This is a genomic window from Candidatus Phytoplasma ziziphi (assembly GCF_003640545.1).
In the GTDB taxonomy this organism is placed as follows: domain Bacteria; phylum Bacillota_I; class Bacilli_A; order Acholeplasmatales; family Acholeplasmataceae; genus Phytoplasma; species Phytoplasma ziziphi.
This window is the reverse complement of sequence record NZ_CP025121.1, coordinates 531,287-546,140: the sequence shown is the minus strand read 5'-3', so window position 1 is coordinate 546,140 and position 14,854 is coordinate 531,287. Positions and strand designations below refer to the sequence as shown.

Sequence of the window (14,854 nt, the reverse complement as noted above, 5' to 3'; positions counted from 1 at the left end):
ATAATTTTTTTGTCAAGAAAGGAACAAATATAATGTCAAAGGAAAAAAAATTTTTATTTATAGTCATCAGTTCAATATTTAATTTTATAGTGATTTTAATTTTAATTTTTGTTTATTTTAAATTACAAACAAAATCTAATGATTTACAAAAAAGTATTGAAAACATAAAATTAGAAAAATTGAATACTCCAAGCGAACATGAAGTTAATGAAGACAAAGAAGGAATATTAGAAAAATTTGAACAAGAATTCAAAGAACAAAAGTTTTTTTTGAATGATATTGGATATCCATCTAGTAATTTAAAAGAATTAAATAATATAGAAGACAAAATTAAAGAATTACAAAGCACTTTTAAAACAAATAAACAAGATAAAAAAAGCAAAGATACTTTTGAAAAATATAAAAAGTATTTTACAGATGAATCTAATAGCGTATCAGATCGTAATGAAAAAGCTAATTTTGACGCACTTGCTGAATATATGAGTAAATATCTTAAAATTTGTGAAACAAGAGATAAATATATTTTAGATTTAGAAGAAGGAAATAAAACTCGTTTCAATAAAAGCGATTTACGATACAGAGAAGACAAAGTCCTTAAATTAAGACAATATTTAAATGGTTATGCTTTTTTATTAGAACTAACATTAGACGGAGTTAAACAAATAGAACGTTTAATTAAGTCATCATTTTCAGAAATAGAAAAAAATCATTTAACAGAATTAAAATATATTATTAGTAAAGATTATACAAAATTTTTATTAAATTTAATCCGACAAGAAAGAAGCGAAGTTCTTATTAAGGAACTTTTACATTAAGAAATTTTTACATTGTAATTAATTTTTAATTCGAAAATTTTAAATCAAAAAAAGAAGGAAAATTTATGGAAACAGTTCAGAATCAAAGTCAAAATAAATCTTCGAAATTTAGTTTAGTCAATATAAGTTTTTTAGCATGTTTAATTTTATTAACTTCTTTATCATTTATTTTAGCTGTTATTGTTTTTTTACACTCTTCAAATAAAGAAAATGAGACGGCTAATTTACCAAATCCTTCATCTATGCCTCCATTACCGATTTCTACACCTTTATCTAATAATAATCATTTAGGCGATGTTAGTTCTTTAGTAGAATTATTTACTCCTCAAGAACTTAATAGTGATGGGTTTGACTCGCTAGATAAATTTTTTGGCGCCGACGAAATTAAAGGTAGATTAAATGATTATATACATAGATGGAAACCGGAAAATAAAGATAAATATAATCAGATTACTACAAAAAAATCAGGTCTTCCTTTTCCTAAGGGAATTATTTTTTACGGACCTCCAGGAACAGGAAAAACAACACTTGCTGAGGGTTTCGCTAAAGATTCGGAAATGAATTTTTACACCATTACTAGTGCGCATACATTAAAAGAAATCGAAGATATTTGGCGTAAAGCTAGAAATAATAGCCCTTCTTGTATTTTTGTAGATGAAGCGGAAGAGATTTTGAAATCCAGAGATGAAAAAAATGCGAATTTATTAGAAGATGGAGATGGTAAAAAAACAGATACTTTTTTACAAGAAATTGAAGGGGTTAAATCTGATAAAGAAAGACCGGTTTTTTTTCTTGCAGCTACTAACCATTTAGACAAAATTGATTCAGCTATCCGTTCTCGTTGTGAATCTTTATATGTTGGTAATCAATCAGAAAATCAAAGACTTGGTTACATTCGAATGGTCATCAATGATATGGGTAATTTAAAAATAGAAAAATATGCTCGTGATTATTATATTCCTTTGTTTGTTAATAAAATGAACATAGCTTTAAGAAATCCTGAATTATTCGCTATCGCTATTAAACATGGTTATTATATTCCTGCTTTAGGGACTACTGAGATAAAAGGAATATCTAACCAAGATAATCCTGGTGGTAATTTAGAAACTTTAGATGATAAATTAAAAAGACAAGATTTAGCATTCAAAAATGCTAGAGCCAATAACATAAAAATTAATGATTTATATCAAAATGCTTTAGATAAATTTAATAATGAAGAAGACGCATGTAAAACAATCCTTGAAGACACAATAGGATGGAAAAACTTTGAATTAAAAGTGAAAGAAGCGAATGATAAAAAATTACCTTTATATGATATTGAAACTTTAGAAAAAGTTAAAAAATATTTTTATGATTTAACTTCAGGACGAAAAATGAAAGCCATGATGTTGAATGTAGCTGAAAAAGCTGTTCGTCGTGTAGAACGTAAAAATAAAGGAGTACTTGAAAATAAAAGAATACCGATGCAAATAGAAATTACTGATTTAGAAGAAACTTTTAGAGAATATTTCGGAAATCAACTAGAGTTTGAAAAAATTAATACATATTGTAATGAAATTACAGAGAAACAAACAAAAAAATTTTAGGATCCAACTACAAACAATAAAACAAAAAAATTGAGGATCTAAAACAATAAAGATATGTCCATTTTGATAAAAGGAGTTATGAATGCAAAAACAAAAGATTTCAAAATATTTGAAAAAGTCTTTGTTGTCTTTTTTACTTTTTGTTTTTACTTTTTCTTTTTTAATTTTCTTTTGTCATTTGATATACGGTTCAGAAAATGAACAAGAAGATCTTAACCAAACACACAAAAAACTTTATCAAAAACAAGAAGATAACTGTATTCAAGAAACAATTCAAAGAAAAGAAAAACTTTTTGAAATGTTTTATGATTTTAAAGAAGATATAACTCCAATGTTACAAAGTTTTGAAAAAGGCAAAGAGTATTATGATAAATTACCTAAAGATCAAAGAAAAGAAATTTTTGATGAGTTTTTGGAGTATTATCGAGAATATGAAATATCGTATATAGATCATTTGTGTACCGAAACATCCAACGAAGAAGAAATAAAAACATTACAACAAAGAAAAAAAAATTTCAAATTATTAGAAAAAAAAGATTTTTTTTTAGATCCTAATGTCAGAGAATTAGGATTATTTCAAAATTATAAAAGTAAAAAATACTGTAATACATATAATAATTTTTTTTATTATTTATATTTTGATTTTATTTTAAATACAAAACTAAATCGTAAATATGATTGTCCAAATGAATATGAATTATGTCATCCAGAACAAATAGATTCGGATAATTTAAAAAAAAGAACTCAACTTTTTAGTTATCTACCAGAAGTGACTAATTTACAATTTAAAATAGAATATTTAAGATACTTTTATAAAATATTAAAGGAATTTGACCCATATTATACTGGATATAATTTTATCACACATGATGAAACACATAAATTGCAAGAAGATTTTTCAAATTTAATAGATCAATGGGTTAACGAATATAAGAAAGAAAAGGAACCAAACAGACGAGAAAAATTAGCAAATCTTTTTGAAAATAATAAAGAATTTATTAAATATTTAGATCCGATAGATGAAAAATTAAAAGTAGAACGTAAAGAAAAATTAATAAATGATTTTGATAAAAATTTAGAAAATACAAGAAATTTTTTAAAAGAAATGTTAAGTTCTCCTAGTCGTAAAAAACAAGATTTTCCAAAAGAATTTCCTTCTAAAACAAGTTTAAATAATATTTTATTAAGTCCCGGTTTGAATAAAAAAGAATTAATTGAACATATAATCCATAGAAACGATGAATTAATGAATAAGGATTTATTAAAATGTGATTGTAACTTAAAAAACTATTTATATCAAATGTATGTCGATTATAGTGTTTTTGTTTTTCATTCTAGTTGTCTTTGTACAGAAAGTGAAAAAAAAAAATTAGGTTATATTATTAATGATAAAAAAAAAAATTTAACTTCTGATAGTTTGTCTGAAAAAAATATTTTAACAAACATTAAAACAAAATATGAAGGGAAATATAAATCAAAATCAGAGGAACTTAATGAATACTTGTCGCATTTAAAGAAAGAATTAGATTATCAAACACAAGATATCGATCATAGATATTCAGATCCTTCTATAAATCCGTCGTCGCAAGAGAACAAACAATTTTTAGATACAGCCTCTTTAGGTGATGATTTAAAAACTATTTATTTACAAAACCCCGAAGATTTAAAAGATCAACTACAATTTCAACTTAATAAAATCGTAGAAGAATATATTGAAGCTCCTTTTAAATTTTATGGCGATGAAATAAAAACAACTATTGATGAAACTCAAAATTTAATTGATTTTATTAATGTTTCGGATAAAGACACATTAGATTCAAACAAAAAAAATTCAATAAACGAACAAATTAATTCTTTAACTAATGAAATTGAAGATAAAAAACAACAACAAAAAAATTCAAATATTCAATTATCAGAAAAACAACGAGTTTCATTACAACATGAAATTAGAAATAAAACTCAACAGAAAACAAATTTAGAAATAAAATTAAAAGAAAATCCTCATCATAAATCGCATCCTCTTAAAAACAATTTAGAAACTTTGACCAAAATATATTTATCTAAAATGACTGAGTTTATAGATAATTGGAATATCATTGATGCAAGAATTCAAACTTATAAAGATTATTTTAAATTTAAAGAAGAAACAATTTTAAATCCATATTTAAATATTATTAGTGATTTACAAATTCAATATTATCGATTAGTAACGTCTATTTTAAAAGATATAGAACAAAATAATGTTAATGTAAAAAAAGAAGAGCAAGAAATAGGCAACTCGTTTATACAAAACACAAATTTTTCATTGACTTCAACAGAATTAACTAAAAAAAATATAGATGAACAATGTGACCTAATAGAAAAACATTTAACTCGTATATCTTGTACAGACACACAAGATTTTAATTGGTCTTTGCATAATATTGAATGGATTGGGCAATTTTTAAATAATTATAAAAAAGCTTTAATAGAAAATTTTCGAAATCAGAATTGTAATATAAAATTGGAAGAAAGCACTGATTTAAAAGAACAATATTCGAACGAACGTCAAAATTATGTTCGAAAAAGTTTTCAAGAAATGCAAGAACCGCAAAATATTAATGAAGATCATAATATTGAATTGAATAAAATATTATCCGAATTAAAAGAAGAATTTAAAAATTTTGAATTTAATCAAGGTATGACGAAACTAGAAGTTAAAAATAAAAAAGATGAATTAGAACGAAAAATTTATACACCAGTTGAAACACAAAATTTTAAAGATTATTCTCTCCGATCTCAATTACGACTTTTACAATCACAATTATATTATTTAAAATTTCAAATTCCGGAAAATAACGAAAAATTAAATATTTTGTTTAACTATATAGGAGAACCTCATCTATTAGATTCGAACATACAAATGTTTAAAAAAGCTATGGAAGAATTAATCAATATTGTGGAAAATCAACATAAAGAAGAAAAACAAATAAGAGAAGTTAATATACAGATTGAAAAAAACAAACAACATTTATCTAAATTAGATCAAAATATTCGATATTATTCGAATCAAAATATACAAGAAAAAGAACAAAATGAAATAAATACTAAAGATACACAAACTCAATTGCAAAAACAAATTGCTTCTTTAACTAATGAAATTCAAAACAAAACAGATGATTTAAATACTAAATTACGAGAAAAAGAACAAAATGAAATAAATGCTAAAAATACACAAACTCAATTACAAGAACAAATTGATCCTTTAACTAAGGAAATTCAAAACAAAACAAAAGAAAAAGAACAAAATGAAATAAATACTAAAAATACACAAACTAAATTACAAACACAAATTGTTTCTTTAACTAATGAAATTGAAAAAAAAACAAAAGAAAAAGATGATTTAAATACTAAATTACGAGAAAAAGAACAAAATGAAAAAAATGCTAAAGATACACAAACTCAATTACAAACACAAATTGCTTCTTTAACTAAGGAAATTCAAAACAAAACAGATGATTTAAATACTAAATTACGAGAAAAAGAACAAAATGAAATAAATGCTAAAAATACACAAACTCAATTACAAGAACAAATTGATCCTTTAACTAATGAAATTCAAAACAAAACAAAAGAAAAAGAACAAAATGAAATAAATGTTAAAAATACACAAACTCAATTACAAAAACAAATTGATCCTTTAACTAATGAAATTGAAAAAAAAACAAAAGAAAAAGATTATTTAAATACTAAATTACAAGAAGAAAAACAAAAAGAGACAATTGCGAAAGAAAGACAAAAAAAATTACTAACTTTAATTGATTTATTAGAAAAAGAAAAAGGAAATAAAAAAAATGAAAAAATAGATTTAGAACAAAAATTAGAAATTAACAAAAAACAATATGCTTCTTTAACAATTAATTATGAAGGCAAACAAAATTCTTTTAAAAACACATTAACTAATTCATTTAAAAAAAATTTTACTAATGAAACAAATGCTTTTGAACCATTTGAACCATTTAAAGATGTTTTTAAAAATTATAAATATAGTAATGCAAAATCATTTCCTTTTGTTGAAGTGAAATTTAATTTTATTGATTGGTTAAATAAATTGATTAAAGAGAAATTTCCTAATAATGAACAAAATCCTTCAAATCATACAACTTATTATGCATCCGATCAAATAAATATTGATGTGTATCTTCCTTATTTTCAATACGCTAGTTTTTGTTGGTCGTTAAATGAATACTTCGATTCCAAATATAATAATAAATATTTCTCCGGAACAAATATAGAGTAAATTACTAATGAATAATCATTTTATAATAAAAAATAAAAATTATTTAATCTGTCTTTTATGGATATTTGCTATAAATTTTTGTTTATCGATTTTTTTATATACAGAGAATCGTGTTCTAATTAATAATTTTTTTTCTGAACTATTCGATATTAATTCTGAGGATTCTTTAGAAGGCGAGATTTATTTATCTGAAGATAAAATTACAAGTTATCATGAATCAGGACATGCTATTATAACTCTTTTGTATCCTGAATACTTTGAATTTGTAGGGGTTACTATTAAACCTTATGGAGCTATTTTAGGTCATTGTGATTTTCAAATTAAAAAAAGAAATTGGCAAGCTGAATCTTTAGTTTCTTTTGGTGGAACGTCATCTGAAAGTCTATTAGCCAAAAGAAAACAAATTCCCAAAGATAAAGTAGGTAAGGGTTCAGGTAGTGACCACGCTAATGTAAGTTTTTTAGTTCAAAGTCATTCTACTACACCAGAAAAAGATTATGATCGTTTACATAAAGAATGTCAAAAATTAATTGAATTAAATCAAACTACCTTAACTAAAATTGCTGAAAAATTATTTATTAAAAAAACTTTATTATTAAAAGATATCGAAGATATTTTAAAAAAATACCCTTTACAAAAAAACATCTGAAAAAAATTATATCCTAAAAAAAGAGTATAAAAAAAACTAATAAAGACAAAACATGAAACTTTTATTTGAAATAACCTAAAAATCAATTAAAAATATATAAAAAGATTATTATTTTTGGACTTATTCAAAATATGGCACTTTATTTTAAAATACTTTAAAAATTATTAAAAATATTTCAAAGATTATCAATATTTGATAGTCTTTTTTTTATTAATTTTTTTAATTAAAATTATTTTTTAATAAACATATATAATTTATTTTTTTAACTACAATTTTTATATGAAATAATAAAAAAGATTAAAATTATTATTTTTAAAGTTAAAAAACTTTTTTAACTTTAACTTAAATGAAATTAATAAAGGAATTAAACCTCAAATATTAAACCTCAAATATGAAACCTCAAACAAAAAAAATATGTCTTTGGGCAATTCCTATAATAATTTGCCCTAATTTTTATTTTGATATTAGGAAATTGGCGTTTCACTAAACCAAAAACTCCAAACACTTCTGCTATAGAAGAAGTAATTAAAGAACCGAAAAAAACAGAAATAATTTACCAATCCAATTGTCAAACAATAAAATATATCTGTGAATTTAATCCATCTACGGGAAAACAAATTAAATCAACTAATTTTCAATCCGATGGTCGAACAGAGCAGCGAAAAATACATCTCTGAATTTGAACCATCTACTGGAAATAAAATTAGAACAACTTATTATAATTATGATGGTCCAATAAGACAAAATTAACTTGAATAAGTTTTTTTTAAAAAAACTAAAATAAAGTAAATATAAAAAAATCAAATCAAAGAATTAAATTATGATATCAACTGTAGTTAGTCTAAATTGGATCACTTTTTAGTCTATTTTAATTATACAAAATAACCATGTTGTTAGAATTTTATCAAGTAAAAATTACGATCATTCCTTTAAAATCCTTTTTTATAATATAAAAGATAATTTGATAAAATTTTTTTAAAATGTTTTTTTTATTATCTATATTTTTTTAAAAAAATTATATTTTTAGACAACAAAAAAATAACCCTTTAAAATAAAGAGTGGGTTATTATTGTTATAATGTTAATTTTCTATTTTTTATTATTATAAAAATGTCTTATATTTGTGTTTTTTAAATATAGTATTTTTTGTTTTGTGGATTTTTAATTTTTAGAAAATGTAAAAAGATGATGAACTATAGCTTGCTTACGTGCACCTCCACTTTTTTTTATATAGTCAGTTATATATTTTATAATAATTTTTATTATATTACTGCTTACAGTTGTTATTTTTATTTTGTCCGCTTGTTCTCTTGGTTTTGCTTTTATTTTTTGAGTTTTGTTTTTATATTTGGCCGTTTTTTTATTTAAATACTTATTTTTATACTTTTATATATTGTAAAACCTATCGTAGATAACTATGATTCCTATTAGTATTCTGTATAATTATAAAAAAGATATGTTTTTTTGTTTCGTTGTAGTTGTTTCCTTTATTAGAATCACATATTTTTTTGTGTTTCGCCATCAAATTTTAATTTATTAACAAAAAAATCTATAATTTCATTTAAGTTATACATTTTCTTTTTTATTTATTTTTAAGTTGTTCTTTTGTTTCCTACATGTATTTCTCTTTTTTTAAACATAAAATTGGGTTTAATCTTTAATTTTGATTAACTTAATAACATTTTTGTGTTTAATTGTGTTTTATTACTTTTTTACCTATATTTATATACATTTTTTTATTTACGTTTTATTTTTTTATATAAAAATATAATTAATTTGTATTTTTTTATGCTTTGTTTATATAAATTTTTATATTTTTGTATAAAATAATAAATGTTTTAAGTTCTAATTTAATTTTTTGTTTTTTTTTTTTTTTTAAAACGAGCGTGTGTCTCGTTTTTTTGTTATATAGGCTTTATTTTGATTTGTTTCAAAATATAGATACATTTAAATGTATCTATATTTTGAACTTCTTATTTTATTCATCAATTTAAATTTTTGTTATTTGCGTACTATTTGTCCTTGTAAATCATTATTAATTTCTTCTTGACGTTCTAGATTTGCATTTGTTGTGTCTATTGCGTTGTTTAATTGTTTTTGTGTTGAATCCACTTTTTTGTTTGTTTTTTCTTGTTCTTTACCTTGTTCAGTTATTTTTTCACCTTGTTTTTCTATTTTTGCATCTTGTTCTTGTGATTTTTCACCTTGTTGTTTTTGTGTTTTTTTTATATCATCTTGTGTTCCTCCTATTGAGACTGTTCGTTCTTCAAGTTTGACTAAATGAGTATTGTGGTCTTGTAATGTATCTTTTATTTCAGTTATTTGTCCGCCTTGGTTTGTTTGTGTTTCTTCTTGTGTTTTTTGCGTGTCAACTACTGAATCTATACGTTTGTTTGTTTCTTGTTGTACATCATTTTGGATTCGTGTGTTTTCTGCTTCTATTTCCATGCTTCTATTTCCATGCTTCTATTTCCATGCTTCTATTTCCATGCTTCTATTTCCATGCTTCTATTTCCATGCTTCTATTTCCATGCTTCTATTTCCATATTGTCTTTTATACTTTTTATAATGAAATCCAAATGAACCGATTTTTGTATCTTGCCCTTTAACTGTTCCATCTATTTCATTTAATTTGGTTGTTTGCCCTTTTACTGTTAAATCTATTTCATTTAATTTTGTTATTTGATTACTTACTGTTTTATTTATTGCATCTATTGTATTTAATTTTGTTGTTTGACCTTGCACTGTTGATTCTATTTCATTTAATTTTTTGATTTGGTTGTTTATATTTTGATTTTCTGTTTCTATATTTTCATTTATTTTTTCTATAACGCCATTAAATGTTGTGTTTTGTTTATTTATATTTGTAGTTAATGAACTGATTTGTGAACCTTGTTCGTTTGCTGTTGCATTTAATGTATTTAATGTTGATGCTTGGTTGTTTACTGTTGTATTTAAATTAGTTAATGTTGTGCCTTGGCCTTCTACTGTTTTAATTAATTTTGTTATTTTTGCGCTTAAATCTTCATCTGATTTTGTTGCTGTTTCATCTTGATTTTCTTTTTTGTCACTTGGTTTTTTTACACTTTCATTTGATAAATTTATTTTTTCAATAATTTGTTTTGGTCCGCCTTTTTTTACATTTTCATTTAATGAATTGACAGCTTTTTCTAAATCTTTAGCTTTAGTGTTCATATTACATGTATAACAAATACTAAAAATAATTACCCCGATAATAATATTAGTAGCGATACACGCCCATATTCTAATTTTTTTTATTGATAATTCGATGATATATCATTCTTCCTTTTTATTTTTGTTTTTTTAATTAATAAAAAATTTTTATTTTTTTATTAATTTTATTTATTGTTTTAAGAATTTTTTTTAAATATTCATTTTGAATATTTAAATTTGTATTTTGAATATTTAAATTCGTTATTAAATTATTTATTTTTTTTGAATTATGCCGTGCATAAATAAAATAAAAGCTAACTAATACCAAACTTAAACTTGTAATACAATAAGTTATTATTTTTATTGTTTTTGATGTTTCCATGATATCTTATTTGCCTTTTATTTTTTTATATAACCTAAGCGTTTTTTTAATTTAAGGAACCGAACCAAAATTTAAATATATATTTTATTAGCGTGCTAAAAAAACAAACAAGAAATATCGCGAATACTCCATGAGTATAAATGGCTTTACGTACTTGTTTATAAGTGTTTTTTGTTCTCCAAAATATAATCATTTTTTCTGGCGGATTCGCCAAATGACTCGCTGTGTTTTTAAGTTTTTCTAATGTGAGATTTTCATTTTCGTTTATCGGTCTTATAGGGTCTTTTATTCCTTCAAAATAAACTCCCATGAGTGTATAATTGTTATCACTCTTTTTATCTATTTGAAGAAAACGGTGTTTAGTCATGTGCTTACCATCTGTAAAAATATTTTCTGAATTATACCCCATAAAATAAATGTTTATTGTTTTTTGATATTCATCTTTCAAATATTCTTTGACTGTTTCCATTTTCGTGTCACTGTCAAAATATACATTTTGTATTTCCATTTTTTTAATCTCTTATACGTTCTTTTATTTTTTTAAACATAGTTTTCTTTATTTTTTGATTGTAATATTAAAAAATTAATTTTGAGATTCTTTTGATAATTTAGAGATATGACCACAAACTTCGATATTATAGAAAACAACAAAAATCATATATCCTACAAATAGCCATCTATAAAATAAGATATAGTTATTAGATAACGAAAAGTCACTAACATAAGAAATTTGTTTAAATAAGAGATCGTAAAAAGGAGAAGCCATCACATTATTTTTAATAATGTCTGCAGATAAGAAAATATTGATAGTTTCATGACATAAAAAAGTCACTAATAAAAACAATAATGGACTAATAAAAAAATTTAATAATAATAATTTTAATATAGGTGAAAAAAAAGCATGATTTTGATTATTCAGTTGTTTTTTCACTAATGAATTTTGTTTAGGACTAGATTTGATAACGGTATTTTCATCCATAATTTAAATTTCCTTTCTTTAGTATCAATATTTTTTTATTATACTAATGGTAATTAGTAATTAAAAAAACAAAAATTACTACAATATATGTATACCAAAAAAAAAAAAAAACAATTTTTATGTGCTGTCAATAAAAAAACCAAACTTAATTATTAAAATTAAGTTTGGTTTTTATGATAAGCATGAATTAAGTTAAAATAAAAATCTTTAATTTTTAGGTATTTGAAATCATGTTAACTTATTTAGTGTTATTGTAATTTCGTTATTTACTTTTATATTTCTAATTCTTTTTTAGGAGTTATTTTTTTAATATCTATATGAATTATTATTGTTTCTCTTTTTTTAATTTGGATTGTTTAATTTTTCAAACATATCTATTTTATCTATAATAACGGCAAAGTTAAAAATTATTAACCATAAAAAATTCAAAACGTCTCTTGCATTAAAAACATATAAATACAAAACCATGAAAATTTTAATAAAAGTTCAACTTTTTGAATATGTTCGGTTTTTTTGTTGCTAATTAAGTTTGTAAATCATCTATTTGGCTTCAGCCCCAATATAAACGAAATAATCAAAATAACCCCATAAAATCAAACTCAAAAACTAAAAATTGAGTTTGATTTTTTTATTGTCTGGGAGAGCCCAAAACAAACGAAATAATGAAAATTATCGCCTAAAATTAAATTAAAAAGTATATATAATTTTTTTTTTTTTTTTCATTTAAAATTACTATATAAAATAAGAAAAAAATTATAAAATTATATAATAAAAAAATATTTAGTTCAAATATTAAATTTTTATTTATTATTATTAAAAAGAAAATATAATTTATGAGTAATAATTGTTTCAAAAAAATAGTACTATTTATCATCCCTTTTTTTGCAATAGCCGCTATAATTTGGTTTTATAAATATACAAATAATACTAAAGAAAATATAGAACCGTCATCTCCTTCTGATTTAGAATTCAAATCTGAAAAAGATAACGAAGATAAAACAAAAGAAAATAATGAAGAAAAAAAAGAAGATGAAACAATCTTCAAATGCGAACCAAAAAATCAAAAATTGAGTAACGAAAAACCAATCGAAATAAAAATAGAAGGCTTTCCAAAAAAAGACACCAAAATAATTAATTTATCAACTGATAATCTTGACCTTCGTGAAGTTATTAACGAATATAAAAGAAAAAATCAATTAAATAATGATGGGAAATATGAAGAAAATAAAATTTCAAAGAAATTAGACATTAAATCTCATAAAATTGAATTATATTTGACTAAATTTGAATTAACAAACATCTTCATTAACAAACATCTTCGAAACCGAAGAGAAAATTTATCATATTATTTGTACAAATATTGAATATAAAGAAAATTTGTGTAGACAATATAGCGATAAAATGATTGAATGGATGGATCAATGTCTCATTCAAAAGGGTAAACCTGGTCCATCAATTTCATACATACAAAGTAAAATCGGAAAAAAAAAAAAAAATTAGTTCAAAAAACATAATACCAAAAGACAAATCATCGTTTATGATGAAGAAGGTAATGAATGTCGTTTACAATATCAATCATCTAATCTAATAACATATATGATGGATGACTCGAAAATTGAACTTTCTAAACAATTTTTGACTAATCATTATTATAATATTACAAAACCACCCGAAAAACCTAAAAAATTAGATTTAAATGTAAACTTTAAATAGAATTTTTATTTTTTAAATATTAAAAACAAATTCAGTTAAAATTAAATTTATAAGTTTTAATATTGTATTTTTTAAAAAAATATTTGGATATTATGATTTATATTTTTTAACATAAATTTTGTTTTATAAACCAATAAGCCCAAAATAAACAAAATAATCAAAATAACACCATAAAATCAAACTTAAAAACTAAAATTGAGTTTGATTTTTTTTATTGTCCAAACTCAGAAACAAAGGAGTAGAAAAACAAAAAATAAATTGATAAATGACAACACAAAAATTTATATATTAAAAGAATATTTTAAAATCTTAAAAACATGTTCCATTTTTAAAATGAGATTACATAAACAAGATAATAATAATTTTAATTTTGAAAAGAATACATTTTATTTAAGTTATAATTCCGTTTATGAATGTTGGGAACTTTTAGAAAAAATAAAAAAATCAAAAGAAAATTTACCTTTTGAAATTGAATTTACAGACAAAATGGATAAATATGATTATAGGTTTAATATGAAAACAAAAAAATTATTCTTAAATCAAAAAATATTTTTAGATATTTACAAAAAAATCCAAAAGGAACAAAAATTTTTATCATCTCTTAAAAAATGGTGATATATAAAAAAATAGGAGTTTTAAAAAATAAATCATTTTAAAAACAAAAAGAAAGATCAAAAAATTATGATAGAACAACAATTAATAAATACAATTTTCATAAGCGTTATAGGAGTTTTAATTTTAACAATAATTTTTATGAAAACCAAAAAAGAAAAAATTAGCTTAAGTACTTTTCAAAATAACAAAAAGAAAATTAAAAATTATCATTCAGAAATTATCAACAAAAAAATAGAAATTCAAACATTAATGAAAAATATTTTTTCATTAGATATAAATAAAAAATGAGTTTAAATTTGTAAATAAATGCATTTTTAATACTAAAAAGAATAATTAAAACAAAATAATCTTTTTTGTTTTTAGCGAAAAAAGGTTTTAAAAATAAGTAATTTTAGAGAAAGTGTAATAGAAATTAAATCATGTTATTTTGGATTATTATTAATATATCTTTCTGCTACAAAACAAAAATATAAATAAATAGCTTTCAATTCTAATAATTTTAATTATTATAGGTAAAGATATTTTTTATAAAAAAAGATTATTTTATCATTATAAAAATTAATTCGATACCTTATAAAAAAATTGAACATTGAAATTGTTTTTTTTTTTTTTTGTTTATAATTATATTTAATATTAATTAAACTTTAATAAGCATAACTAGTA

The 14,854-nt window shown here is 22.0% G+C and carries 13 protein-coding genes; 9 read left to right on the top strand and 4 right to left on the bottom strand.

Annotation, left to right across the window (positions count from 1 at the left end; all coding sequences use genetic code 11):
• Positions 1 to 32 precede the first annotated feature (32 nt).
• The 6 genes from CWO85_RS02705 (at position 33) to CWO85_RS03885 (ending at position 8,079) form a co-directional block, all read left to right on the top strand.
• A complete protein-coding gene (locus CWO85_RS02705; protein WP_121464110.1) occupies positions 33 to 815 on the top strand; it encodes a hypothetical protein in 783 nt (260 codons plus the stop codon).
• Positions 816 to 880: 65 nt separating this feature from the next.
• Positions 881 to 2,401, top strand: a complete 1,521-nt coding sequence (locus tag CWO85_RS02700) for an ATP-binding protein (protein WP_121464109.1) — start codon at positions 881 to 883, stop codon at positions 2,399 to 2,401.
• Positions 2,402 to 2,483: 82 nt separating this feature from the next.
• Positions 2,484 to 6,680: a hypothetical protein gene (locus CWO85_RS02695; protein WP_121464108.1), complete on the top strand. Its 4,197-nt coding sequence runs from the start codon at positions 2,484 to 2,486 to the stop codon at positions 6,678 to 6,680.
• A gap of 7 nt (positions 6,681 to 6,687) precedes the next feature.
• Positions 6,688 to 7,329 (top strand): M41 family metallopeptidase, encoded by a 642-nt coding sequence (locus CWO85_RS02690; protein WP_121464107.1) that lies wholly within the window; start codon positions 6,688 to 6,690, stop codon positions 7,327 to 7,329.
• Between the two features lie 458 nt (positions 7,330 to 7,787).
• The gene (locus CWO85_RS02685) at positions 7,788 to 8,006 is read left to right on the top strand and encodes a DUF2963 domain-containing protein (RefSeq protein WP_161554987.1); all 219 of its coding nucleotides are present in this window, start codon (positions 7,788 to 7,790) and stop codon (positions 8,004 to 8,006) included.
• Positions 7,972 to 8,079, top strand: coding sequence for a DUF2963 domain-containing protein (locus tag CWO85_RS03885; protein WP_121464105.1), 108 nt, complete (start codon positions 7,972 to 7,974; stop codon positions 8,077 to 8,079). The genes CWO85_RS02685 and CWO85_RS03885 overlap by 35 nt, the downstream gene beginning before the upstream one ends.
• Before the next feature lie 1,250 nt (positions 8,080 to 9,329).
• Here the strand turns inward: CWO85_RS03885 and CWO85_RS02675 are convergent.
• The 4 genes from CWO85_RS02675 to CWO85_RS02655 all read right to left on the bottom strand — a co-directional run bounded on the left by CWO85_RS02675 (position 9,330) and on the right by CWO85_RS02655 (position 11,863).
• Entirely contained in the window at positions 9,330 to 9,776 is a 447-nt protein-coding gene (locus CWO85_RS02675) for a hypothetical protein (protein WP_121464104.1), read from the bottom strand.
• Positions 9,777 to 9,836: 60 nt separating this feature from the next.
• Entirely contained in the window at positions 9,837 to 10,523 is a 687-nt protein-coding gene (locus CWO85_RS02670) for a hypothetical protein (protein WP_121464103.1), read from the bottom strand.
• A 407-nt stretch (positions 10,524 to 10,930) separates the two neighbouring features.
• Entirely contained in the window at positions 10,931 to 11,392 is a 462-nt protein-coding gene (locus tag CWO85_RS02660; protein ID WP_121464101.1) for a hypothetical protein, read from the bottom strand.
• A 75-nt stretch (positions 11,393 to 11,467) separates the two neighbouring features.
• Positions 11,468 to 11,863, bottom strand: a complete 396-nt coding sequence (locus CWO85_RS02655) for a hypothetical protein (protein WP_121464100.1) — start codon at positions 11,861 to 11,863, stop codon at positions 11,468 to 11,470.
• An 833-nt stretch (positions 11,864 to 12,696) separates the two neighbouring features.
• Between CWO85_RS02655 and CWO85_RS03645 the strand changes: the two genes are divergently transcribed.
• The 3 genes from CWO85_RS03645 to CWO85_RS02635 all read left to right on the top strand — a co-directional run bounded on the left by CWO85_RS03645 (position 12,697) and on the right by CWO85_RS02635 (position 14,479).
• Positions 12,697 to 13,227, top strand: a complete 531-nt coding sequence (locus tag CWO85_RS03645) for a hypothetical protein (protein WP_161554986.1) — start codon at positions 12,697 to 12,699, stop codon at positions 13,225 to 13,227.
• A gap of 682 nt (positions 13,228 to 13,909) precedes the next feature.
• Positions 13,910 to 14,191: a hypothetical protein gene (locus CWO85_RS02640; RefSeq protein WP_152031106.1), complete on the top strand. Its 282-nt coding sequence runs from the start codon at positions 13,910 to 13,912 to the stop codon at positions 14,189 to 14,191.
• A gap of 66 nt (positions 14,192 to 14,257) precedes the next feature.
• Positions 14,258 to 14,479: a hypothetical protein gene (locus CWO85_RS02635; protein WP_121464096.1), complete on the top strand. Its 222-nt coding sequence runs from the start codon at positions 14,258 to 14,260 to the stop codon at positions 14,477 to 14,479.
• The last annotated feature ends 375 nt before the right edge of the window (positions 14,480 to 14,854 follow it).